Source organism: Pseudomonas fluvialis, from assembly GCF_014207935.1.
Classification (GTDB): domain Bacteria; phylum Pseudomonadota; class Gammaproteobacteria; order Pseudomonadales; family Pseudomonadaceae; genus Aquipseudomonas; species Aquipseudomonas fluvialis_A.
Genome location: NZ_JACHLL010000008.1, coordinates 51,622 through 73,735 on the forward strand (window position 1 = coordinate 51,622; position 22,114 = coordinate 73,735).

Annotated in this window: 20 protein-coding genes and 1 pseudogene; 7 read left to right on the forward strand and 14 right to left on the reverse strand. The window is 64.5% G+C overall.

All coding sequences use genetic code 11. The annotated features are described in order from the left end of the window. Window positions 1-28 precede the first annotated feature (28 nt). Genes HNP49_RS17755 through HNP49_RS17780 form a run of 6 tightly spaced genes read right to left on the reverse strand, consistent with a single transcriptional unit; the run spans window position 29 to window position 8,313 of the window. On the reverse strand, window positions 29-2,017 hold the full coding sequence (locus HNP49_RS17755) for an acetyl/propionyl/methylcrotonyl-CoA carboxylase subunit alpha (RefSeq protein ID WP_184685519.1): 1,989 nt from the start codon (window positions 2,015-2,017) through the stop codon (window positions 29-31). Window positions 2,018-2,039: 22 nt separating this feature from the next. Beyond that, window positions 2,040-2,837 carry an enoyl-CoA hydratase/isomerase family protein gene (locus tag HNP49_RS17760; RefSeq protein WP_184685521.1) on the reverse strand — a complete coding sequence of 266 codons (798 nt, stop codon included), beginning with the start codon at window positions 2,835-2,837 and terminating at the stop codon, window positions 2,040-2,042. A gap of 10 nt (window positions 2,838-2,847) precedes the next feature. Further along, a complete protein-coding gene (gene atuD, locus HNP49_RS17765; RefSeq protein ID WP_184685523.1) occupies window positions 2,848-4,005 on the reverse strand; it encodes a citronellyl-CoA dehydrogenase in 1,158 nt (385 codons plus the stop codon). A 21-nt stretch (window positions 4,006-4,026) separates the two neighbouring features. Beyond that, window positions 4,027-5,643 carry a geranyl-CoA carboxylase subunit beta gene (atuC, locus tag HNP49_RS17770; protein ID WP_184685525.1) on the reverse strand — a complete coding sequence of 539 codons (1,617 nt, stop codon included), beginning with the start codon at window positions 5,641-5,643 and terminating at the stop codon, window positions 4,027-4,029. A 4-nt stretch (window positions 5,644-5,647) separates the two neighbouring features. Continuing rightward, window positions 5,648-6,511: an SDR family oxidoreductase gene (locus HNP49_RS17775; RefSeq protein WP_184685527.1), complete on the reverse strand. Its 864-nt coding sequence runs from the start codon at window positions 6,509-6,511 to the stop codon at window positions 5,648-5,650. Window positions 6,512-6,525: 14 nt separating this feature from the next. Further along, complete coding sequence (locus HNP49_RS17780) at window positions 6,526-8,313, reverse strand: acyclic terpene utilization AtuA family protein (protein WP_184685528.1); 1,788 nt, start codon at window positions 8,311-8,313, stop codon at window positions 6,526-6,528. Window positions 8,314-8,517: 204 nt separating this feature from the next. Here HNP49_RS17780 and HNP49_RS17785 point away from each other — a divergent pair, with 204 nt between their 5' ends. The 3 genes from HNP49_RS17785 to HNP49_RS17795 are packed head-to-tail and all read left to right on the forward strand — an operon-like array spanning window position 8,518 to window position 10,856. Continuing rightward, window positions 8,518-9,141: a TetR/AcrR family transcriptional regulator gene (locus tag HNP49_RS17785; protein ID WP_184685586.1), complete on the forward strand. Its 624-nt coding sequence runs from the start codon at window positions 8,518-8,520 to the stop codon at window positions 9,139-9,141. Between the two features lie 56 nt (window positions 9,142-9,197). After that, the gene (locus HNP49_RS17790) at window positions 9,198-9,998 is read left to right on the forward strand and encodes an ABC transporter substrate-binding protein (RefSeq protein WP_184685529.1); all 801 of its coding nucleotides are present in this window, start codon (window positions 9,198-9,200) and stop codon (window positions 9,996-9,998) included. Window positions 9,999-10,055: 57 nt separating this feature from the next. After that, a complete protein-coding gene (locus HNP49_RS17795) occupies window positions 10,056-10,856 on the forward strand; it encodes an ABC transporter substrate-binding protein (RefSeq protein ID WP_184685531.1) in 801 nt (266 codons plus the stop codon). Here HNP49_RS17795 and HNP49_RS17800 read toward each other — a convergent pair. From HNP49_RS17800 to HNP49_RS17825, 6 genes are all read right to left on the reverse strand, one after another. Beyond that, the gene (locus HNP49_RS17800; protein ID WP_260407247.1) at window positions 10,831-11,607 is read right to left on the reverse strand and encodes a CPBP family intramembrane glutamic endopeptidase; all 777 of its coding nucleotides are present in this window, start codon (window positions 11,605-11,607) and stop codon (window positions 10,831-10,833) included. The genes HNP49_RS17795 and HNP49_RS17800 overlap by 26 nt on opposite strands. Beyond that, complete coding sequence (locus HNP49_RS17805) at window positions 11,607-11,774, reverse strand: DUF2897 family protein (RefSeq protein WP_184685533.1); 168 nt, start codon at window positions 11,772-11,774, stop codon at window positions 11,607-11,609. The genes HNP49_RS17800 and HNP49_RS17805 overlap by 1 nt, the downstream gene beginning before the upstream one ends. Window positions 11,775-11,825: 51 nt before the next feature. Next, window positions 11,826-12,578 carry an ethanolamine ammonia-lyase subunit EutC gene (eutC, locus tag HNP49_RS17810; protein WP_184685534.1) on the reverse strand — a complete coding sequence of 251 codons (753 nt, stop codon included), beginning with the start codon at window positions 12,576-12,578 and terminating at the stop codon, window positions 11,826-11,828. Further along, window positions 12,578-13,972, reverse strand: coding sequence for an ethanolamine ammonia-lyase subunit EutB (locus HNP49_RS17815; RefSeq protein ID WP_184685535.1), 1,395 nt, complete (start codon window positions 13,970-13,972; stop codon window positions 12,578-12,580). The genes eutC and HNP49_RS17815 overlap by 1 nt, the downstream gene beginning before the upstream one ends. 76 nt (window positions 13,973-14,048) lie before the next feature. Then, window positions 14,049-15,419 (reverse strand): ethanolamine permease, encoded by a 1,371-nt coding sequence (gene eat, locus HNP49_RS17820; protein WP_184685536.1) that lies wholly within the window; start codon window positions 15,417-15,419, stop codon window positions 14,049-14,051. 160 nt (window positions 15,420-15,579) lie between these two features. Continuing rightward, window positions 15,580-16,344, reverse strand: coding sequence for an ABC transporter substrate-binding protein (locus HNP49_RS17825; RefSeq protein ID WP_184685537.1), 765 nt, complete (start codon window positions 16,342-16,344; stop codon window positions 15,580-15,582). Window positions 16,345-16,536: 192 nt separating this feature from the next. Between HNP49_RS17825 and pyrF the strand changes: the two genes are divergently transcribed. Next, complete coding sequence (gene pyrF / locus HNP49_RS17830; RefSeq protein ID WP_184685538.1) at window positions 16,537-17,232, forward strand: orotidine-5'-phosphate decarboxylase; 696 nt, start codon at window positions 16,537-16,539, stop codon at window positions 17,230-17,232. Window positions 17,233-17,249: 17 nt separating this feature from the next. Here the strand turns inward: pyrF and HNP49_RS17835 are convergent, their stop codons facing one another. Further along, window positions 17,250-17,681: a GNAT family N-acetyltransferase gene (locus HNP49_RS17835; RefSeq protein ID WP_184685539.1), complete on the reverse strand. Its 432-nt coding sequence runs from the start codon at window positions 17,679-17,681 to the stop codon at window positions 17,250-17,252. A gap of 151 nt (window positions 17,682-17,832) precedes the next feature. Here HNP49_RS17835 and HNP49_RS17840 point away from each other — a divergent pair, with 151 nt between their 5' ends. Next, complete coding sequence (locus HNP49_RS17840; RefSeq protein WP_184685540.1) at window positions 17,833-18,594, forward strand: SDR family oxidoreductase; 762 nt, start codon at window positions 17,833-17,835, stop codon at window positions 18,592-18,594. Between the two features lie 574 nt (window positions 18,595-19,168). After that, window positions 19,169-20,057: pseudogene (locus tag HNP49_RS17845) on the forward strand (bile acid:sodium symporter family protein); the annotation flags it as partial. Window positions 20,058-20,066: 9 nt separating this feature from the next. Here HNP49_RS17845 and HNP49_RS17850 read toward each other — a convergent pair. After that, window positions 20,067-21,254 (reverse strand): benzoate/H(+) symporter BenE family transporter, encoded by a 1,188-nt coding sequence (locus tag HNP49_RS17850; RefSeq protein ID WP_184685543.1) that lies wholly within the window; start codon window positions 21,252-21,254, stop codon window positions 20,067-20,069. Between the two features lie 208 nt (window positions 21,255-21,462). Between HNP49_RS17850 and HNP49_RS17855 the strand changes: the two genes are divergently transcribed. Beyond that, the gene (locus tag HNP49_RS17855) at window positions 21,463-22,089 is read left to right on the forward strand and encodes a hypothetical protein (protein ID WP_184685544.1); all 627 of its coding nucleotides are present in this window, start codon (window positions 21,463-21,465) and stop codon (window positions 22,087-22,089) included. Window positions 22,090-22,114: the final 25 nt, after the last annotated feature.

Below are 22,114 nucleotides of genomic sequence, written 5' to 3' on the forward strand. Positions count from 1 at the left end.
CTTTGGGGGAGAGGGTTGGGGTGAGTGGCTACTCGGCGTCGGCTTCGATTTCCACCAGCAACTGGCGGTTCTTGACCTGGTCGCCCTGGCTCACGCCGACCCGGCGCACTACGCCGTCCACGCCGGCCTTGAGCGGGTGCTCCATCTTCATGGCTTCCAGTACCACCAAGAGCTGGCCCTTGCTCACCCGTGCGCCTTCCTCGATCAGTACGTCGACGATGGCGCCGTCCATGGGTGCCTTCACCGCACCGGAGCTGGCGGCGTTCTGGCCACCGGCCGGTTCGTGGGTCACGTCGGTGAGTTCCAGGTTGCCGAAGTGGCCGAACAGCCACAGGCGATCGCCATCGTGGTGGTAGGCCTGGCGGCGGCGGATGCCGTCCTGCTCCAGGGTCAGCCAGCGGCCATCGCTGGCCAGCAGGCGCAGGTCAACCAGGCTGTCGCCCATGCGGGCACGCAGCTGCGGCTGAGCGCCATCACTGAGCACTTCCAGCTCGACCACGTGCTTGTGTTCACCCTGTTTGAGGATGAAGCGCCAGGGCGCGCTGCCGGCACTACGCCACCCGGCCAGGCCAGCCTGGTGGCTGCGGCTGTTGGCCGATTCCTGATAGAGCAGGGCCGCGGCGATGGCCAGCTCGCTGGCGGCCGGCGCCTGCGGGGTCAGGCTTTCGTCGCTGGCAAAATGCTCGGCGATAAAGGCCGTGGTGGCGTTGCCGGCGGCGAACTCGGGGTTGGCCAAGAGGTTGGCGAGGAAGCGCTGGTTGCCGTTGACCCCCAGCAGCACGCAGTTCTCCAGGGCACGTACCAGCTTGCGTCGGGCGTCCTCACGGGTGGCGCCGTAGGCGATGACCTTGGCCAGCATCGGGTCGTAGAAGGGCGTGACTTCCTGGCCTTCGACCAGACCATGGTCGATGCGGATGCCTTCCAGTAATTCGGGCTCCCAGCGCAGCACGCGGCCGGTCTGCGGCAGGAAGTTGTGCGCCGAATCCTCGGCGTACAGGCGCACTTCCATGGCATGGCCGGTGAGGCTGATCTCGTCCTGCTGGAGCGGCAGCGCCTGGCCTTCTGCCACGCGGATCTGCCAGGCCACCAGGTCCTGCCCGGTGATCAGTTCGGTGACCGGGTGCTCGACCTGCAGGCGGGTGTTCATTTCCAGGAAGAAGAACTCGCCGCTGGCATCCAGCAGGAATTCCACGGTGCCGGCGCCGACATAGTTGACTCGCGCGGCGGCCTTCACCGCCGCCTCGCCCATGGCGCGGCGCAGCTCGGGCGTCATCACCGGGCAGGGCGCTTCCTCGACCACCTTCTGGTGGCGGCGCTGCACCGAGCAGTCGCGCTCACCGAGGTAAACGATGTGGCCGTGCTGGTCGCCGAACACCTGAATCTCGACGTGGCGCGGGCGGATCACCGCGCGCTCCAGAATAAGCTCGCCGGAACCGAAGGCGTTCTGTGCCTCGGAGCGTGCGGTGCGGATCTGCTCCTGCAGCTCGCTGGCCTGATGTACCAGGCGCATGCCGCGACCACCACCGCCGGCGCTGGCCTTGATCATCAGCGGATAGCCGATGCGCTCGGCTTCACGCACCAGGGTCTCGTCGTCCTGGGCCGCGCCTTCGTAGCCGGGAATGCAGGGCACGCCGGCTTCGAGCATGGCGATCTTCGACAGGCGCTTGCTGCCCATCAGGTGGATGGCTTCCACGGTCGGGCCGATAAAGACGATGCCTGCGGCTTCACAGGCGCGGGCAAAGTCGGCGTTCTCGGAGAGGAAGCCGTAGCCCGGGTGGATGGCGTCGGCGCCGGTCTTCTGCGCCGCTTTGATGATGTTGTCGATCACCAGGTAGGACTGGTTGACCTGTGCCGGGCCGATGCAGACAGCCTCGTCGGCTACCTGCACGTGGCGGGCGCCGGCATCGGCCTCGGAGTACACCGCCACGGTGCGGTAGCCGAGCTCCTTGGCGGTGCGCATGACGCGGCAGGCGATTTCACCGCGGTTGGCAATCAGAATCTTGTGAAAGGCGGGCATGATGCTGCTCCGTTCGATGTTCTTATTGTGCCCAGCGGGCAGCGCGTTTCTGCACGAAAGCCATGGTGCCCTCGATGCCTTCGGCACCGGTGACGGCGGCGGCGAACTGCTCGGCGGCGCGGTCCAGCAGCGGGCCCAGGGCCTCCTGCTCGGTGGCCAGCAGCAGGGCCTTGGTCGCCGCGTTGGCGCCCGGAGCACACTGGCGGACCTGGCCGAGCACTTCGCCCAGGCGTTGTTCCAGCGCGGCATCGGAGGCTTCGCAGTAATGCACCAGGCCCAGGCGCAGGGCTTCGGCACCGTCGAAACGGGCGGCGGTCAGCGCCAGGCGGCGAGCCTGAGTGAGGCCCACGCGCTTGACCACGAAGGGGGCAATCTGTGCCGGCAGGATACCGAGGGTGGTTTCCGGCAGACCGAACTTGCAGGCCTGATCGGCGATGGCGATATCGCTGATGCAGGCCAGACCAAAGCCGCCACCCAGCACCGCGCCTTCGAGCAGCGCGATCACCACCTGCGGCGCCTGCTGGAATTCCTCCAGCATGGCGCCGAAGGCCCGGTTGAGCTCGCGGTAGGCGTCACTACCTTTGGCGCGGGCCCCCGCCATGTCCTTGATATCGCCGCCGGCACAGAAGTGACCACCGGCGCCGCGCAGGACAATGGCACGCACCTCGGCGTCGGCGCGCACGCTGTCCAGCACCGCGCGCAGCTCTCCGACCATGGCCAGGCTCATGGCGTTGCGGCTGTCCGTGCGGTTGAGGGTGACGTGCAGCACGCCACCTTCAAGGTTGAGCAGCAGGGTGTCGCAGTTCGGCAGCTCGGCCATGACGTGCTCCTTACTTCTTTTTGCCGGGCAGGATGCCCATCAGCTTGCAGATGATGCCCAGCATGATTTCGTCGGCACCGCCGCCGATGCTGACCAGGCGCACATCGCGGTAGGCACGCGACACCGGGTTGTCCCACATGAAGCCCATGCCGCCCCAGTACTGCAGGCAGGAGTCGGAGACTTCACGGCCCAGGCGACCGGCCTTGAGCTTGGCCATGGAGGCCAGCTTGGTCACGTCACGGCCTTTCACGTACATCTCGGTGGCCTGATAGACCAGCGCGCGCAGGGCTTCGATCTCGGTCTGCAGCTCGGCCAGGCGGAAGTGGATGACCTGGTTGCTGATCAGTGGCTGGCCGAAGGTGTGGCGCTCCTTGCAGTACTCGATGGTCGAGTCGACGCAGTACTCCAGGCCCTTGATCATGTTGGCCGCGCCAAACAGACGCTCTTCCTGGAATTGCAGCATCTGCATCATGAAGCCGGCGCCTTCGTGGCCGACGCGGTTGCGCTGCGGCACGCGCACGTTGTCGAAGAACACCTGGGCGGTTTCCGAGCTGCGCATGCCGAGCTTGTCGAGGTGCGGGCTGAGGCTGATGCCCGGGGTGTTCATCGGCACGATGATCATCGACTTGTTGACGTGCGGCTTGTCGTCGCTGGTGTTGGCCAGCAGGCAGATAAAGTCGGCAGATGGGGAGTTGGTGATCCACATCTTGCTGCCGTTGATCACGTAGTCATCGCCGTCCTTGCGCGCGGTGGTCTTCAGACCGGCCACGTCGGAGCCGGCACCGACCTCGGAGACGCCGATGCAGCCGACCATGTCGCCGGCGATGGCGGGCTTCAGGAACTCTTCGCGCAGTTCATCGGAGCCGAAGCGGGCCAGAGCCGGGGTGCACATGTCGGTTTGCACGCCGATGGCCATGGGGATGCCGCCGCAGCGGATGGTGCCGAACTCTTCGGCGGCGACGATGGAGTAGCTGTAGTCCAGGCCCATACCGCCGAATTTTTCCGGCTTGGAGATGCCCAGCAGGCCCAGATCACCGGCCTTCTTGAAGATTTCGTGGATCGGGAAGCGGCCGTCCTTTTCCCATTCGTCAACGTGCGGGTTGATTTCCTTCTCGACGAAATTCTTGACCGTGCGGCGCAGTTCTTCGTGTTCCTGGGTAAAGATCATGATGCAGGCTCCTAAATGGGGTTACAGGCGGGCGACGCCGAAGGTGGACGATTTGAGCGGCCGAACCGCGGCCTCCGCGCAGATGTCGAGCAGAAAGCCCAGCAGCTTGCGGGTATCGCGCGGGTCTATCAGGCCGTCGTCCCACAGGCTGGCGGTGCCGTAGAGCGCGGTGGATTGGCTGTCGAGTTTCTGCGCAGTGACTTGCTCGAGCATGTCGAGCATTTTCGGATCGGCTTCCTTGCCTTCCTTGAGGTGTTTCTCCTCGGTAACGATGCGCAGCACCTTGCCGGCCTGCGCGCCGCCCATCACGGCGGTCTTGCTGTTGGGCCAGGCGAAGATAAAGCGCGGGTCGAGGCCGCGGCCGCACATGGCGTAGTTGCCGGCGCCGTAGGAGCCGCCGACGACGATGGTCAGCTTGGGCACGGTGGCGTTGGCCACGGCCTGGATCATCTTCGAGCCGTGCTTGATCACGCCGTTCTGTTCCGATTCCGTCCCCACCATGAATCCGGTGGTGTTGTGGAAGAACAGGATCGGCGTATTGCTCTGCTCGCACAGCTGGATGAACTGGGCAGCCTTGGCGGCGCCACGCGGGGTGATCGGGCCGTTGTTGCCGATGATGCCGCAGCTGTGACCTTCGATCTGCAGGTGGCCGCAGACGGTCTGGCTGTCGAACTCGTTCTTGAAGTCGAGGAACTCGGAACCGTCGGCGATGCGCGCGATGATCTCGCGCACGTCGTAGGGCTTCTTGGCATCGGCCGGGACTATGCCCAGCAGTTCCTCGGCCGGGTACAACGGCTCGCGCCAGGTCTTGGCCGGGCGCGCCGGCAGTTGCGCGTTCCACGGCAGCATGCCGACGATCTCGCGGGCCAGGCGCACGCCATCGGCGTCGTTCTCGGCCAGGTATTCGGCGGTGCCGGCGACCTGGGCATGCATCTCGGCGCCGCCCAGTTGCTCGTCGGTGGCCACTTCACCGGTGGCAGCCTTGAGCAGGGGCGGGCCTGCGAGGAACATCTTGGCCTTGCCGCGTACCACCACCACGTAGTCGGACAGACCCGGCTGGTAGGCGCCGCCGGCGGTGCTGGAGCCGTGCACCACGGTGATCTGCGGCAGGCCCATGGCCGACATGCGCGCCTGGTTGGCAAAGCCGCGCGCGCCCTCGACGAAGATGTCGGCGGCGTAGTTGAGGTTGGCACCGCCGCTTTCGGCCAGGGTCACCACCGGCAGTTTGTTCTCGAAGGCAATCTGCTGCAGACGCAGGGATTTCTTCAGGCCGGTGGGGGAGATGGTGCCGCCCTTGATCGCGCTGTTGTTGGCAATCACCAGGCTGCGCACACCGGCGATGTAGCCGATGCCGGCAATGATGCCGCCGCCGGCCATGCTGCCGTCCTTGTCGTCGTGCAGCTTGTAGCCGGCCAGCGAGGACAGCTCGAGGAACGGCGCGCCCGGGTCGAGCAGCAGGTTCAGGCGCTCGCGTGGCAGCAGCTGGCCACGGCGCTCGAACTTGGCCTTGGCCTCATTGGCCTTGTCCAGCACCTTCTGCTCCACGTCGCGGAAGCTGGCGATGGCGGCAAGCATGGCCTCGCGGTTCTGCGCGAAGCCATCGCCGTGAACGTCGATTTCCGACTGGATGACAGGCATCGGATTACTCCTTGAACACGTCGGGCACATAGGCCCGGTGGAAGCCGTTGTAGGACTCGCTGGATTTCGCCTTGCCCAGGGTCCAGGCGCGGGTGCCCTGGCTGGCGGCCCCGTCGATGCGGATGGTGTTGCCGCTGATGAAGTTGGCGCCGGGGGTGAGCAGGAAGACGATGGCCGAGGCCACCTCCGACTCGGTGCCGATGCGTTGCAAAGGCACGTGATCCTTGAGGTTGCGGATCATGTTCTTCATCGATTCGGGGTAGGTGTCCATGCCACTGGAGGCAATCCAGCCCGGCGCCACGGCATTGACCCGCACCCCCGAATGGCCCCACTCGTAGGCGGCGGTCTTGGTGAAGTTCTCCATGCCGGCCCGCGCGGCGCCGGAGTGGCCCATGCCTGGCATGCCGCCCCACATGTCGGCGAGCATGTTGACGATACTGCCGCCGGTCTTGCTCATGCTCTGCAGATAGACTTCCTTGGCCACCAGGAAACCGCCGACCAGGTTGGTTCGCACCACCGTCTCGAAGCCTTTCTGGTTGATGCCGATCAGCGGGGCCGGGAACTGGCCGCCGGCGTTGTTGACCAGGTGATGGATGGGGCCGTGCTCGGCGAGCACCGCCTTGACCATGACCTTGACCGCTTCCTCGTCACGGATGTCGCACACCTGGAAGCTGGCCTGGCCGCCGTCCTCGAGGATTTCGCCGCAGGTGGTTTCCAGCTTTTCCAGCTTGCGCCCGACCAGCACCACCTGGGCGCCCAGGTGGGCCAGTTCGTGGGCCACGCAGCGGCCGATGCCGCTGCCGCCGCCGGTGACCAGAATGGTCTGGCCGCTGAACAGGCCGGGCTTGAATACGGAGTCGTAACTCATCGTGCGTGTTGTCCTTACAGGCTGTCAGCCAGTGCACGCGGCACCGGAATCGGGAATTCCAGCAACTGCTGGGCGAAGGCCTTGCCCTGCGGGTCGATGCGCAGGCTGGCGACGCCGCCACCGCCCAGGGCGTTTTCCAGCAGGAAGTTCAGGCTGTGGCTGCCCGGCAGGTGCCAGCGGCTGACCTTGCCGGTTTGGCCGTCGAGCACATGATGCATCCATTGCGCCACGGCGCCTTCGCTGAGCGCAGCCGCGATCCACGCCAGATACTCGGGCTTTCTGGCCATCACGCCGATATTGCTGTGGTTACCCTTGTCGCCGGAGCGGGCCACGGCCAGCTTGACCAGCGGCACGGTCGCATCGGCGCTGCCGTTCGGAGCGGGCAGGGCGGCTGCGCTGGCGACCTGGCCGGCGTCGAACACAGCGACTTCCGGCAGGGTGACCGGCCGGCGCTCACCGTCGATCTCCACTTCCAGCGCGCAGGCGCTCTTGTCGACCAGGAAGCTGAACAGGCGGATCACCGGGTACACGGTAGGGCGGCCGCCGACGATTCCGGTCAGGCCCGGCGCCATGCCGGTGGCCGCCTGGGCGATCTCGCGGGAGAACAGGATCAGCGCTTCTTTCTTTGCGTGACGCACGCCGAGCTTGACCACCACTTCGCGGGTGTCAGTGCGCTGGCTGCGCGGTCCATAGGTGGCCTCGGTGCCCAGCAGCTCGATGCACACTTCCTTATACGGCCCCCAGCCACGCTCGGCGAACATCTCTTCGGTCTTGGCGATGATGGCCTGGCTGACGCGCTCGGCCTTGGCTGCCGCATCGATACCGGCCAGCAGGCAGCTGGCGGTACAGCGGAAACCGTCCGGGTGGGTGGCGCTGACCTTGTACTGCGTGGTCGGCGCCAGGCCACGGGCGCCTTTCAGCTCCACACGGTTGGTGCCGACCTGGATCAGCTCAACACCGGTGAAGTCGCAGACCACATCGGGCAGGTAGTAGGCGCGCGGGTCGCCGATCTCGTAGAGCATCTGCTCGCCGACCGACAGGGTGGAGATCAGCCCGCCGGTGCCTTCGGGTTTGGCAACCACGAAGTGGCCATCGGCCTGCACCTCGACGATCGGGAAGCCGATATGTTCGTAGTCCGGCACATCGCGCCAGTCGGTGAAGTTGCCACCGGTGCACTGCGCGCCGCATTCGATGATATGACCGGCCAGCGCGGCCTGGGCCAGCTTGTCGTAGTCGGTCCAGCTCCAGCCGAACTCATGTACCAGCGCGGCGCTGACCACCGCGCTGTCGACCACGCGGCCGGTGATGACGATGTCGGCACCCGCTTCCAGCGCGGCGACTATGCCCGGTGCGCCGAGGTAGGCATTGACCGACACGCACATCGGCGGCAGCGGGGCACCGGTGAACATCTCGCGGGTTTCGGCCTTGGCCAGCTCGCCCAGCTTGGGCTGCAGGTTATCGCCATGCAGCACGGCGATCTTCAGATTGACGCCGGCCTTCTCGCAGGCCGCGGCCAGGGCTTTGGCGCAGGAGGCTGGGTTGACGCCGCCGGCGTTGCTGATCACGCGGATCTTCTTCTGCGCGATCTCGCCCAGCAGCGGGGCGAGCACGTCGACGAAGTCGGTGGCATAGCCTTCGTCCGGCTTCTTCATGCGCGCGCCGGCCATGATGGACATGGTCACTTCGGCGAGGTAGTCGAACACCAGGTAGTCGAGCTCGGCGCCCTTAACCAGCTGGGCGGCGGCGCTGGAGGTATCGCCCCAGAAGGCGGAAGCGCAGCCGATGCGTACGGTCTTGGTCATTGGAGTTATCCGCAACACATGAATAAGGTGGGATGAACACTACCAAGCAAGCGCTTGGTTGAAAAGAGTCTGGCGCATATTTTTACCCAAGCGCTTGCTTGGTAGTCGGCCAAGGCCTAAATTCCGCCCCAAGACAACTACTTGGGCGCCATCCTTCGATTGGAGGGTGGCGTGACGATTGCGCGAATTGGGGGATTGATGAGCCTGGACGAACAAAAAGCCCGTGAGGTGATGCAGCAGGTGGTCGCCTCCGGCCAGGTCACCGATCCGGAGAGCGCCCGTGGCAAATTGCTGCAGACCGCTGCTCACCTGTTCCGCAGCAAGGGCTACGAGCGCACCACAGTGCGTGATCTGGCCAGCGCGGTCGGCATCCAGTCCGGCAGCATCTTTCACCACTTCAAGAGCAAGGACGAGATACTGCGTTCGGTGATGGAAGAAACCATCATCTACAACACCGCACTGATGCATGCGTCGCTGGCCGAGGCCAATAACCTGCATGAGCGCGTGCTGGCGCTGATCCGCTGTGAGCTGCAGTCGATCATGGGCGGCACCGGCGAGGCCATGGGCGTGCTGGTGTACGAGTGGCGTTCGCTGTCCGCCGAGGGCCGCGACTACATCCTCGGCCTGCGTGACACCTACGAGCAGTTGTGGCTGCAGGTGCTGGGCGAGGCCAAGGCCGCCGGCTACTTCAAGGCCGATCCGTTCATCATCCGCCGCTTTCTCACCGGTGCGCTCAGCTGGACAACCACCTGGTTCCGCCCCGATGGCCCGATGACCCTCGATCAGTTGGCCGAAGAAGCCTTGTCGCTGGTGATCAAGGACAATTGAGCGGTTATCGGCTAGGCTGAAATCATAAAAGCCCCGCGGTATCTGAAGAGGCCTTGATGATTTCCCACTGGCGCCAACTGTTTCGTGGAGTGCTGCTGTCTGCGCTGCTGCTTGGCGGCGTGGTTCAGGCGGCTGGGCAAGAGGTCAGGGTCGGTGCCTACCACTTCCCGCCCTATGCCATCAAACCCGAGTCGGCAACGCCCTCTGGCCTGCTGCCGGAGTTGCTGGCAGCCCTGAATCGTACGCAAGGCGACTATCACTTCAGTCTGGTGCCGACCTCGGTGACCCGCCGCTACGCCGACCTGCAAACGGCGCGCTTCGACCTGATCCTTTTTGAATCACCAGCCTGGGGCTGGCAGTCCACGCCGCACCAGAGCGCGGATCTGCATATCGAGGATGCCGAGGTGTATGTAGCGCGCCAGGAAGCAGGGCGAGACCAGCGCTACTTCCTCGAACTGGCGGACAAGCGCTTTGCCCTGTACAGCGGCTACCACTATGGCTTCGCCGGCTTCAATGCCGATCCCGACTACCTCAAGCAGCATTTCAAGGTGGCGTTCACCTATTCCCATGACAGCAACCTGCTGATGGTCCTGCGTGATCGCGCCGACCTGGCGGTGGTGACGCGCTCCTACCTGGCGCTGTACTTCCGCGATCACCCGGAGTATCGCAGCCAACTGCTGGTTTCCGAGCGTGAGGATCAGGTCTATCACCATCGGGCTTTGTTGCGCCCTCAGGCACCACTGGATGGTGTCCGGTTGCAGCACCTGCTCGGCGAACTGAAGGATGCTGGCGTCCTGTTGCCGCTGCTGCAGCGTTATGAGCTGTCCATGCACGGCGAGAAGATGGCGGCACACTGACTAATTGATCAGGAAATGCGCTAAGGTTGTGCCGATAAGGATTTGCTGGGTAAGGCCATGAGCAGGACGTTCTTGTGGGCGCTGGGGTGTGTGGCGCTGTTGAGTTGGAGCCAGGAAGGCCGGGCGGCTGTGCCTGAGGTTGCAGCGCCTGAGATCAGAGTCGCCAGTGTGCATTTCCCTCCCTATGTGTATGCCGATGAGCCCGAGCGGGGCCTGCTCGCGCAGTTGCTCCGCGCGCTCAATCGCCAGCAGCAGGACTATCGATTTATTGCCCGCAGCACTTCACTGGCCCGGCGCTTCAGTGATCTGCGCGACGGCCAGATCGACCTGGCGGTATTCGAGAATCCAGACTGGGGCTGGCAGGGGATTGCCGCCGCCCGCCTGGAAATGGGCCTGGAAGATGCCGAGATCTATGTGGCGCAGGCTCGGCCTGGACGGGACCAGAGCTTCTTCCAGCCGCTGCAGGGCAAGCGCCTGGCTCTGTTCAAGGGCTATCACTACGGTTTTTCCGGTTTTGCCAACGACCCGCAGCTGCTGCGCGAGCAATACAACGCCGAGCTGACCTATTCCCACGACAGCATTCTTGGCCTGGTCCTGCGCGGGCGTGCCGATATCGGCTTGCTGACCCGCAGCTGGCTGCAGGAGCGGCAGTTACGCGAGCCGGCACTCCAGGCGCAACTGCTGGTGGGGGAGCAGGTCGACCAGACCTACCGGCATTACATGCTGCTGCGTCCGCAGGCGACGATCACGTCGGCCCGGCTGCAGGCGCTGCTGGAGCAATTGCGTCACTCCGGTGAGCTGCAGCGCATCTTCGAACCCTATGGAGTGCAGGTCAAAGCTCACGTAACGGATAGGTGAGAAGCAACACGTGGCAGAGGTTGACCGCCAGGTGCAGGGCCATGGCCGGCCACAGGCGACCGCTCAAGTGGAAGACCAGGCCGTAGCCCAGACCCGCCAGCACGGCGACTGCGGCAAATAGCGGGCTGAATGGCCAGTGGGCGGCGCCGAACAGCAGGGCCGTCAGGCCAAGGCCCGCCACGGTGCCAAGTTGCTGCACCAGCCAGCGTTGCAGCAATCCGCGAAACAGCAGCTCCTCGGCCAATACCGCGCCGCTCAGATTCAGCGCCAGCCACAGTGCCAGTTGTTCCGGCCACTTCGGCTGCCAGCCGACCACGCCCAGAGTCAGGGCTACCAGAGGGACCAGCAGTAGGGTCAGCAGGCTAACCAGCAGCACAGCCGGCCAGCGTGCAGGGACGTGCCTGGGCTCTTGCAGCCACCAGCCGAGCAACCCCAGACCGGCCAGCACCTTGTCCCACGACAGGCGCAGCAGCACGGGACGGGCGTCCGGGCTGTAGGCCAATGGCTCGCTCAGCGGCAGCGGGGTGAAGCCCGGCAGCAGATGGGCAGCCAGAGCCAGGCTGCTCAGGAGGGTGACGCAGCGCCAGAGCCAAGGCGCGATGCGCGGGCTGCACGCCAGCCAAAGAACAAACAGAAAACCCAGCAACAGACCGATAAGAGAAATCTGGCCCAGTGCCCCACCAAAGGCCAGCCAGGTCAGCGGTAGCATCCAGTACCAGGGCGCGTATCCACGTCCTTGTGTCGGCGACATCAACGGTTCTCGGCGTCCTTGGCATCGGCCTCGGCATTGCGTTCACGGATGCGCTTGAGCTGTTCCTCGCTCAGCGGCAGCTTGCGCGCGCTGTCGCGCAGCAGCATCAGGCTGCCGACGATGGAGCCAAGCGCGAGGATGATGATCAGCCAGGCGTACCAGGGCATGGAGTTCTCCTTGGATTGAGCGCTCCACAATAGCCTTGTACGCCAGCGCTGTCAGTTGCTCAGAACATTTTGCAGGCTGCTGTCATCCTTCAGCTCGACGCCGGACAGCCGCAGGCGCAGGGCCTGGCGGGCGAGAAAGTCCAGCTTGTGCGCCGCCAGGGCATAGGGCAGGCCTTCCGGGCGCACGTTGGAGATGCAGTTGCGCTGGCTGTCCATCATGCCCGGTCTGGGCTGGTAGGTCAGGTAGATGCCCAGGCTGTCCGGCGAGCTGAGCCCGGGGCGTTCGCCGATCATTACGATGACCAGGCGCGCGCGCAAGGCTTCGCCGATGCCGTCGCCAATCGCCACGCGGCCCTGTTCGGCCAGCACCACGGGGGTGTTGGCCCAGTCGGTGTCGAAGTGCTGACGAAACAGTTCGAGCAGGGGCAGGGCATGGCGCTGAATGGCGATGGCGGAAAGGCCGTCGGCGAGAACCATGGCCAGTTCCGGGGCAGGTGCTTCCTGTTGCAGGCGCGCGGCACAGGGCGCCTGGAGCCGGCGGCCCTTGTCCGGACGCAGTAGGTAGGTGGGGCGGTCGGGTGCGTCACTGGCGACCTGCAGACAGCGAAAGCCATGAGCTTCGAGCTGGCTGCGCAGGGTGGCAAAGTCCAGCGGTCGGTGCACGGCATCGCGGGCCTGGGCATGGGCCAGGCCGAACTTGAGCACCTCTGCGGTCGGCAGGCTTGATCCGACGCGGCCCAGGGCGATGCGCGCCGAGGTATGGGCGCGCAGTTCGTCCCAGGGATTGTGCTGGATCAGGTCCATCAGGCGGCTCCCGAAACGAAGGGCAGTTGTTTGAGCAGGTGGTGGCCGCGGCCGATCTCGCGCAGCGCGCCGCTGGCTTCGGTGATCGCCATGCGCGTCAGCCAGGCGTCGAATTCGGGGGCACGCTTTAGGCCCAGGACCGAACGCAGGTACAGCGCGTCGTGAAACGAGGTGCTCTGGTAATTGAGCATGATGTCGTCGGCGCCGGGGATGCCCATGATGAAGCTGATGCCGGCTGCGCCGAGCAGGGTCAGCAGGCTGTCCATGTCGTCCTGATCGGCTTCGGCATGGTTGGTGTAGCAGACGTCGCAGCCCATCGGCAGCCCCAGCAGCTTGGCGCAGAAGTGGTCTTCCAGACCGGCGCGAATGATCTGCTTGCCGTCGTACAGGTACTCTGGGCCGATGAAGCCGACCACGGTGTTGACCAGCAGCGGGCGGAACTCGCGCGCCACGGCATAGGCGCGGGCCTCGCAGGTCTGCTGGTCGACACCGTGGTGGCCGCCTGCCGACAGCGCGCTGCCCTGACCGGTTTCGAAGTACATGCAGTTGTCGCCGACTGTGCCGCGCTGGAGGCTCAAAGCCGCCTCGTGGGCTTCCCTGAGGATGGCCAGCGACACGCCGAAACTGGCATTGGTCTTCTCGCTGCCGGCGATGGACTGGAACACCAGGTCGATGGGCGCACCAGCCTCGATGGCCTGGATCTGCGTGGTGACGTGGGTGAGCACGCAGCTCTGCATGGGGATATCGAAGTGCTGGCGTACCTCATCCATCATCTGCCACAGGCGCATCAGTGTCGGCAGTGAGTCGCTGGCCGGGTTGATTCCCACCGTGGCGTCGCCCGAACCATAGAACAGGCCGTCGAGCAGGCTGGCGGCGATGCCGCGCACATCGTCGGTGGGGTGATTGGGCTGCAGGCGCACCGAGAGGTGACCGGGCAGGCCGATGGTGTTGCGAAAGCGGGTGATTACCCGGCACTTTCGGGCGACCAGAATCAGGTCCTGGTTGCGCATCAGCTTGCTTACGGCGGCTGCCATTTCCGGGGTTATCCCCGGTGCCACAGCGGCCAGCGTGACGCTGTCGGTACTGTCGAGCAGCAGCCAGTCGCGCAGGTCGCCGACCGTCAGGTGACTGATCGGGGCGAAGGCATTCGTGTCGTGGCGGTCGATGATCAGGCGGGTCACTTCGTCCTGCTCGTAGGGGATCAGTGCCTCGTTGAGGAAGGTCTTGAGCGGCACATCAGCCAGGGCGATCTTGGCGGCCATTCGCTCTTCGTAGGTGGCGGCTGCAAGCCCCGCCAGATAGTCACCGGAGCGGGCCGGGCTGGCCTTGGCCAGCAGGGTCTTGAGATCGGGAAAACTGTACAGGGTGTTGCCGACGCTGGTCTGGTAGGCCATCGCTGACTCCGAACAGGGAAAAGCCGTGCCCGATGGGGCACGGCTCGGGGACTTTCTCAATAGTTTGTCAGGCTAGTTAAGCAGCACCGCCGGTGAGCAGGGTATCGCCAGCTGCGGCTTCGCGATGATGAGCGGTGAACTGGAACCAGACGAAGCCGGCGGCCATGAAACCGAGGAAGATCAGGCCGATTGTGGTGTTGAACCAGGCCATGGCCACCAGGCAGACCAGAGCGAGAGCAAGGGCAATGGCCGGAATCACCGGGTAGCCCGGCGCCATGAAGCTGCGCGGCAGGTTCGGCTCGGTCTGACGCAGACGGAACAGGCTGAGCATGCTCATGATGTACATGACGATGGCACCGAACACGCTCATGGTGATCATGGCGGCGGTCAGGCTCATGCCCTGCAGGTTGATCAGGCCGTCGCTGTAGATGGCGGCGATGCCGATCAGCCCGCCGGCGATGATGGCGCGGTGCGGGGTGTGGAAGCGGTTGAGCTTGGCCAGGCCTGCCGGCAGGTAGCCGGCGCGGGCCAGGGCGAAAAACTGCCGCGAGTAGCCAAGGATGATGCCGTGGAAGCTGGCGACCAGACCGAACAGGCCGATCCACACCAGCATGTGCAGCCAGCCGGAGTTCTCACCGACCACGGTCTTCATCGCCTGGGGCAGCGGGTCGTTGATGTTGGACAGGACGGTCCAGTCGCCCACGCCGCCGGCAAAGATCATCACGCCAAGAGCCAGCAGCACCAGGGTCAGGATGCCGCTGATGTACGCCTTGGGAATGGTGCGCTGCGGGTCCTTGGCTTCCTCGGCCGCCATGGCCGCGCCTTCGATGGCGAGGAAGAACCAGATGGCGAAGGGGATGGCGGCGAAGATGCCGGAGATCGCCCCGAGGCTGAACTCGTTGCTGCCGGCCCAGCCGTTGAGCACGAAGTTGCTGAAGCTGAAACCGGGTGCCACCACGCCCATGAACACCAGCAGTTCGACCACCGCGAGGATGGTCACCACCAGCTCGAAGGTGGCGGCAATGCTGACCCCGACAATATTCAGGCCCATGAAGATGATGTAGGCACCCACGGCCGCGAGTTTGGGATCAAGGCCCGGGAACTGCACGTTGAGATAGGCGCCGATGGCCATGGCGATGGCCGGCGGGGCGAAAACAAATTCGATCAGGGTGGCCAGACCGGCGATCAGCCCGCCGCGCTCGCCGAAGGCCCGCCGGCTGTAGGCGAAAGGCCCGCCGGCATGGGGAATGGCAGTGGTCAGTTCGGTGAAGCTGAAGATGAAACAGGTGTACATGGTCGCCACCAGCAGAGCGGTGATGAGGAACCCCAGGGTTCCTGCCACGCCCCAACCGTAGCTCCAGCCAAAATATTCGCCGGAAATGACCAGGCCTACGGCGATGCCCCACAGGTGCGGGGTTCCGAGACTGGCTTTGAGTGTTGTGCCCATGCTGTAACCCTCGAAGTTGACTTAGGTGTCAACCGCTAAAGCATGGTCTATGCCAGGCGCGTCAAGTCAGTAAAGACGCGCCCTGGCGCGGTTCCAGACGGGCTGATTCGCCCGCCAATGGCGCAGCCGCGCGTTGCTTCGCACAATCACGGCGCAGACCCTATAGATAATCGAGCAGGATATCGTCGTAGCGCGTCTTGCCGACGCGGCCGGGCAGCTGGCGCAGTTGATCGATGGCCTGTTGCAGCTCGCTGACCTGGGCATCGTTGACCTGGGGGTTGAAGGCGTACCACAGCTCGCCCTGCTTGAGCAGGTAGACCGACTCGAAGTCATCGGGATTGAGCTTGGCATTGCGCAGGAACCAATGGGCGACGTTTTCCTCATAGGCCCACAGATCAATACGGCCGGCCTGCAGTTGCTGGGCCAGGGCGCTGGCATTGGATGAATGCTTCAGCTGTGTGGCACTCGCGCCCATGGCCAGCACCAGTTGCTCGCCAATGTCGTCGGGCACTGTGCCAATGCGATAGCGCTGCAGGTCTGCGGGCGACTCGATGCGAATCCGCTGCGACTTGCGCGCCAGCAGCACCACGCGAGTGGTGGCAATGGGGCCGGCCCACTTGAAGAGCTTTTCCCGTTCCTCGGTGCGGGTGGTGGAGAACAGTACGGTGTTGGCCTTGTTGAGTGCCGTGCGATAGGCCCGTGGCCAGGGTTGCAGGCGGATTTCGCCGCGGGAGACCGGCTGACGGGTGTGCTGACTGGCGCTGATCAGCAGGTCCACGGCGATGCCGCGCAGGATGTTGTCATCGCTGTAGTTGTAGGGCGGATAGGCTTCGGTCAGGTAGCTCAGGGGCACCGGCGGCTCGGCGCTTACCGGCATAGTCAGGCAGAGCAACAACAGCAGGGCGGGGCGCAGGCGGTGGATCATGGAGGAGATTCCTGGCTGCGAGTGGAGGGCTGTGCTGTTGAGAATAGGTGGTTTATGTCGCAAGCGGCAGAACTCCCCGTGTTTTCGCACTCGGGCCGACCTGCATCGCGGGCGTTGTGGTGGGCGATGGTCGGCAGGGCGGCGGCCTTCGGCTACAATGCGCGCCGATTCGTTATTGCCCGAGATTTCGCCATGGCCTGCCAGACCCCGATCATCGTTGCCCTCGACTTTCCCTCCCGCGATGCGGCACTGGCCCTGGCCGGCCAGCTCGATCCGGCGCAGTGCCGGGTCAAGGTCGGCAAGGAACTGTTCACCCGCTGTGGCCCGGCGGTGGTCGAAGCGCTGCAGGACAAGGGCTTCGAGGTGTTCCTCGACCTGAAATTCCACGATATCCCCAACACCACGGCGATGGCGGTCAAGGCCGCTGCCGAGCTGGGGGTGTGGATGGTCAATGTGCACTGCTCCGGTGGTCTGCGCATGATGAGTGCCTGCCGCGAGGAGCTGGACCGTCTGGCCGGCAACAAGCCGTTGCTGATCGGTGTAACGGTGCTGACCAGCATGGAGCAGAGCGATCTGGCCGGCATCGGCCTGGACATCGCCCCGCAGGAGCAGGTGCTGCGTCTGGCCGGCCTGGCGGCACAGGCCGGTCTGGACGGTCTGGTCTGTTCCGCGCAGGAAGCGGTGGCGCTCAAGGCCGCCCAGCCGCAGCTGCAGCTGGTCACGCCGGGGATTCGTCCGGCTGGCAGCGCCGCGGATGACCAGAAGCGCATCCTCACGCCCAGCCAGGCGCTGGCTGCCGGCTCTGATTATCTGGTCATCGGCCGGCCGATCAGCCAGGCGGCTGATCCGGCTGCTGCTCTGGCCGCTGTGGTCGCTGAACTGGCCTGAGGTGTTGACCTGACGGCTCAGGCCGTCAGGGATTTCTTCAGGTAGATGCGCTGGTAACCCGGCGGGCAGTCGTCCAGTACGCCCATCGGCTGATAGCCCTGTTTCTGATAGAAACCCGGTGCCTGGAAGCTGTAGGTGTAGAGGAATACACCGACGCAACCGCGCTGCCGGGCCTCCTCTTCGGCCAGACTCAGCAGGTGCGCACCGAGGCCCTGGCCGCGTTGGCTGTCGTGTAGCCACAAATAGTCGATATAGAGCCAGCCTGCTCCTGAGTGACCGAACATCCCGCCAACCACCTGATCCTGCCCGTCGCGGGCATAGAGGGCGAAGTCGTGGTAGGGGTTTTCCCCTATCAGGGTCGTATTGAAGGCTTCAAGCCCTGAGCGCACAACTTCGTGTGCCTTGTCGTCGCGGCCCAGGCTGAAACGGTAGTTTTCCTTCTGTGTCATGGCAGTCCTCCTGGATGAGGCGGCAGTCTATCGACGCTCAGCGCGTTCTTCATCAGTTACCTGCATGACGTCTGCTACAGCGGCCTGATAGTGCTGCCCCTGCCGTGGACCGGCTGGCTAGACTGCCGGCCATTCAATGGGAGGATGCTGCATGAGTGCTACATATTCTGGAAAAGTGGCCCTGGTGACCGGCGGTGCCGCCGGTATCGGCCGCGCCACTGCCCTGGCATTTGCTGGTGAAGGTCTGCAGGTGGTGGTCTCTGACCTCGATGTCGTGGGTGGTGAAGGTACTGTCGAGCTGATCCGCGCTGCAGGCGGCGAAGCGATCTTCGTGCGCTGCGATGTCAGCCGCGACGAGCAGGTGGTGGCGCTGATGGCGACCATCAAGGAGCAGTACGGCCGTCTGGACTACGCCTTCAACAATGCGGGGATCGAGATCGAGAAGGGCAAGCTCAACGAGGGCAGCGAGGCCGAGTTCGACGCCATCATGGGCGTCAACGTCAAGGGCGTGTGGCTGTGCATGAAGCACGAGCTGCCGCTGCTGCTGGCCCAGGGCGGTGGCGTGATCGTCAACACCGCATCGGTGGCCGGCCTTGGCGCGGCGCCTAAGATGAGCATCTACAGCGCCTCCAAACATGCGGTGATCGGTCTGACCAAATCGGCCGCCATCGAGTATGCGAAGAAGAAAATCCGCGTGAATGCCATCTGTCCGGCGGTGATTGATACCGACATGTTCCGCCGCGCCTACGAGGCCGATCCGAAGAAGGGCGAGTTTGCCGCAGCCATGCACCCGGTCGGGCGTATTGGCAAGGTGGAGGAGGTGGCTGCCGCGGTGCTTTACCTGTGCAGCGATGCTGCTGCCTTCACCACCGGTCAGGCGTTGGCGATTGATGGTGGCGTGACGGCGATGTAAGCAGAGAGCAGTGGAGTAATGCGACTCGCTCAAAGCACCGCATGCTCCGCTCATTGCCGAAGTGGCTTGGATGCTCATTTTCGCCCTGCTGGGCGAGTTTCTTTTGGCATTGCCCCAAAAGAAACCAAAAGGTCTAGCCCCGTCATCCGGCCCTGCGCTTCGCGCAGGGTGCCTTCGTTCCGTCATTGCTCCGAGGGGCCTCGGCGAAGGGCCATCCCTGGCCCATCGCCGCTTGCGCCGCTCCCTGCGGCTTACCCCTCTTCACAACGACTGCACTCAGCCGGACGAAAGGGGCGTGTGTGCCCTGCCTGACCGTTCAGGTCAAACTGTTGAAAGCGTGGAGGTTGCGGGCACGCCAAATGGTTCTTGCAGATGGGCTGAAGTAAAAACTTAGGCCTCAATGCAGTAAGGCATGTGTGCTTAACGAACCTCTGCTGCAGCGAATAGCATCAGCACTGTCGTTTCCTGCTTGTTTTCGCTTACAAATTGCCGGCATCTGGCCGCCAGGGCCACTGGCGAGCAGCGCCTTGCTCTGCGCACAATCGCGGCAGTTTCCTGTTTGAGAATAAAAACAATGACTGCCGATCCCTTGCTGACCATTTTCCTTCCCGCCGCCCTGGGCATCATCATGCTCGGTCTGGGGCTGTCGCTGACGCTGGCGGATTTCGCCCGGGTGGTGAAGTACCCCAAGCCGGTGCTCATCGGCCTGGTTTGCCAGATTCTGATCCTGCCGGTGGCCTGTTTCTTCATCGCTAAGGGCTTTGCCCTGGCGCCGGCCCTGGCCGTGGGCCTGATGCTGCTGGCGGCTTCGCCGGGCGGCACCAGTGCCAACCTGTATAGCCACCTGGCCCATGGCGACGTGGCGCTGAACATTACCCTCACGGCGGTGAACTCGGTGATCGCGGTGCTGACCATGCCGATCATCGTCAACCTGTCGATGAACTACTTCATGGCCGCCGATCAGGCTCTGCCGCTGCAGTTCGGCAAGGTGCTGCAGGTATTCCTCATTGTGCTCGGGCCGGTGGCTATCGGCATGCTGGTGCGGCGCATGGCGCCTGGCTTTGCTGCGCTCATGGACAAACCGGTGAAGATTCTCTCGGCACTGTTCCTGGCGTTGGTTATCGTGCTGGCGGTGATCAAGGACTGGGCCACTGTCACCAGCTATGCCGCGGAAGTCGGCCTGGCCGCGCTGGTCTTCAATCTGGTCAGCCTGGCAGTGGGTTACTGGGTGCCGCGGCTGATGCGTCTGAGCTTGAAGCAGTCGATTGCCATCGGCATGGAGATCGGTATTCACAACGGCACACTGGCCATTGCCCTGGCGCTCAGCCCGGCGTTGCTGAACAACCCGACCATGGCCATTCCGCCGGCGATCTACGGCTTCATCATGTTCTTCACGGCCGGGGTATTCGGCTGGCTGGTCAATCGCGTGCATGGCCGCGAGCTGGCCGGCAGCGCGGCCTGACCGGGTTGATTCAGGCGCGCTGGCCGAGCTTGCCGATCCACAGCACGGCCAGGCCCAGCAGCAGCCCCCAGAAGGCCGAGCCGATACCGCCCAGGCTGATGCCCGAGGCCGTGAGCATGAAGGTCAGCAGTGCCGCCTCGCGCTCCTCGGCATGGTGCAGGGCGGCCTGCAGGCCATTGCCGATGGAGCCGAACAGGGCGATGGCCGCCACCGACAGCAGCAGCGCCTTGGGCAGGGCGGCGAACAGTGCCACCAGGCTGGCGCCAAACAGACCCGCGAGCGCATAGAAAAGACCACAGAAAACTGCAGCGGTATAACGCTTGGTGGCGTCTTCATGGGCCTGCGGGCCCGTGCAGATGGCGGCGGTGATGGCGGCCAGATTGACGCCGTGACTGCCCATTGGTGCCAGCAGCAGCGAGGCGAAACCGGTCACGCTGAGCAGTGGCGAAGCGGGCACCGGGTAGTGATCGGCGCGCAACACGGCCAGGCCCGGAATGTTCTGCGAGGCCATGGCCACCACGAACAACGGCAGACCGATGCTGATCACGGCACTCAGGCTGAACGTCGGCGTTGTCCACTGCGGGACGGCCAGCTGCAGCGGTACCTGCGACAGGTCGAGCAGGCCGTTGGCGCCGGCCAGCGCCGCGCCCACCAGTAAGGCGGCCAGCACCGCATAGCGCGGCTGCAAACGCTTGATCAGCAGGTAACTGAACAGCATGGCCAGCACCAGCAGCAGCTGGCTCTGGGCGGCGAGGAAGATTTCGCTGCCAATGCGGAACAGGATGCCGGCCAGCAGGGCGGCCGCCAGCGAATTGGGCAGGTGACGCAGCAGGCGCTCGAAGGTGCCGGTGATGCCGACCAGCGTCAGCAACAGGGCGCACACCAGATAAGCGCCGATGGCTTCGTTGAACGTCACACCCGGCAGGCTGCTGATCAGCAGGGCCGCGCCCGGTGTCGACCAGGCCACCACGATGGGGGCGCGGTAGTACAGCGACAAACCGATGGTGCAGCAGGTCATGCCCAGCGACAGGGCCCAGATCCACGAGGCGATCATCCCGCTGTCCAGTCCGGCGGCCTGGCCGGCCTGGAAAATCAGTACCAGGCCGCTGGTGTGCCCGGTGAGCATGGCGATGAAGCCGGCGACCAGGGCCGAAAGCGAGCTGTCGCGCCAGAACTGGCGCAGCGGATTGGCCGACATCAGGGCGCTCCGGAATGCGATTGCTGAGATGAACCCGTGTCCGAGAACTGTGCGCGTGTCGATTGCACAGCCAAAGCTCAGGTGCAGTTGAGCGCGGCAGCATAGATTTGTGCAACTGTGCATGTCGCGATACAGCCGGAGGACGAAAGGCCCATACAGTTGTCGGGACTGCTAGAGTCGCAGGCAGACAAGCGCCCGGAGAGACATCATGCAGGATGACAACCCCTTCGCCACACCCGCGGTGCCGCTGGTGGATAGTCAGCCCCGCGAGCTGGCCGGCTGGACGGCGGCTCGCCTCAATCTGCTGGGCTGGCTGAGCCTGGCCGCGGTGCTGGGCAATGTCCTGGTGTGGTTGTCATCCTTCGCCGGTGCTTGGCTGGAGCAGGCGCAGCTGCAGGTCCTCAATGACTGGCTGGGCGTGGCGCTGGTATTGCTGGGTTGCTACCTGCTGCTGCAGCTCAAGCAACTGGCCGAAACCCGCTTCAATGCCCAAGGCTTGCAGCGCCCGGTGTGGGCCATGGTGCTGTTTTCCCTGCTGTTCGAGGGCGGCATGCTGCTACTGGGCGAACCGAGTGGCGAGCTGGACTGGCCGCTGCTGCTGAGCCTGGCCGGGGTGTTCGTGCTGGGCGCCATCAGTCTGTGGCTGGGGATTCGTCTGTTGCGGGTGGAAAACGTCTACCCGTCCTTTCGCCTCATGGCCTGGCTGGACATTGCTGGCGGGGTGATGCTGATGAGCCTGCTGCTGGCTCTGCTCGCGCCGTTACCGCTGATCGGGGCTCTGCTGGCGCAGATGCTGCTGTTTTTCCGTGTGGCCGCCGAGCTGCAAGAGGCTTAGCCGCTACTGAAACGCTGGCGACCAG

Coding starts and splice junctions, on each gene's coding strand:
- HNP49_RS17840 (WP_184685540.1), top strand. CDS start 17,833: ATGAGTGCTACATATTCTGGAAAAGTGGCCCTGGTGACCGGCGGTGCC.
- eat (WP_184685536.1), bottom strand. CDS start 15,419: ATGGGCACAACACTCAAAGCCAGTCTCGGAACCCCGCACCTGTGGGGC.
- HNP49_RS17760 (WP_184685521.1), bottom strand. CDS start 2,837: ATGGCCGAGCTGCCGAACTGCGACACCCTGCTGCTCAACCTTGAAGGT.
- HNP49_RS17780 (WP_184685528.1), bottom strand. CDS start 8,313: ATGACCAAGACCGTACGCATCGGCTGCGCTTCCGCCTTCTGGGGCGAT.
- HNP49_RS17855 (WP_184685544.1), top strand. CDS start 21,463: ATGCAGGATGACAACCCCTTCGCCACACCCGCGGTGCCGCTGGTGGAT.
- atuC (WP_184685525.1), bottom strand. CDS start 5,643: ATGCCTGTCATCCAGTCGGAAATCGACGTTCACGGCGATGGCTTCGCG.
- HNP49_RS17775 (WP_184685527.1), bottom strand. CDS start 6,511: ATGAGTTACGACTCCGTATTCAAGCCCGGCCTGTTCAGCGGCCAGACC.
- HNP49_RS17825 (WP_184685537.1), bottom strand. CDS start 16,344: ATGATCCACCGCCTGCGCCCCGCCCTGCTGTTGTTGCTCTGCCTGACT.
- atuD (WP_184685523.1), bottom strand. CDS start 4,005: ATGATCTTTACCCAGGAACACGAAGAACTGCGCCGCACGGTCAAGAAT.
- HNP49_RS17805 (WP_184685533.1), bottom strand. CDS start 11,774: ATGCCCTGGTACGCCTGGCTGATCATCATCCTCGCGCTTGGCTCCATC.
- HNP49_RS17850 (WP_184685543.1), bottom strand. CDS start 21,254: ATGTCGGCCAATCCGCTGCGCCAGTTCTGGCGCGACAGCTCGCTTTCG.
- HNP49_RS17800 (WP_260407247.1), bottom strand. CDS start 11,607: ATGTCGCCGACACAAGGACGTGGATACGCGCCCTGGTACTGGATGCTA.
- HNP49_RS17835 (WP_184685539.1), bottom strand. CDS start 17,681: ATGACACAGAAGGAAAACTACCGTTTCAGCCTGGGCCGCGACGACAAG.
- HNP49_RS17815 (WP_184685535.1), bottom strand. CDS start 13,972: ATGGCCTACCAGACCAGCGTCGGCAACACCCTGTACAGTTTTCCCGAT.
- eutC (WP_184685534.1), bottom strand. CDS start 12,578: ATGGACCTGATCCAGCACAATCCCTGGGACGAACTGCGCGCCCATACC.
- HNP49_RS17795 (WP_184685531.1), top strand. CDS start 10,056: ATGAGCAGGACGTTCTTGTGGGCGCTGGGGTGTGTGGCGCTGTTGAGT.
- pyrF (WP_184685538.1), top strand. CDS start 16,537: ATGGCCTGCCAGACCCCGATCATCGTTGCCCTCGACTTTCCCTCCCGC.
- HNP49_RS17755 (WP_184685519.1), bottom strand. CDS start 2,017: ATGCCCGCCTTTCACAAGATTCTGATTGCCAACCGCGGTGAAATCGCC.
- HNP49_RS17790 (WP_184685529.1), top strand. CDS start 9,198: ATGATTTCCCACTGGCGCCAACTGTTTCGTGGAGTGCTGCTGTCTGCG.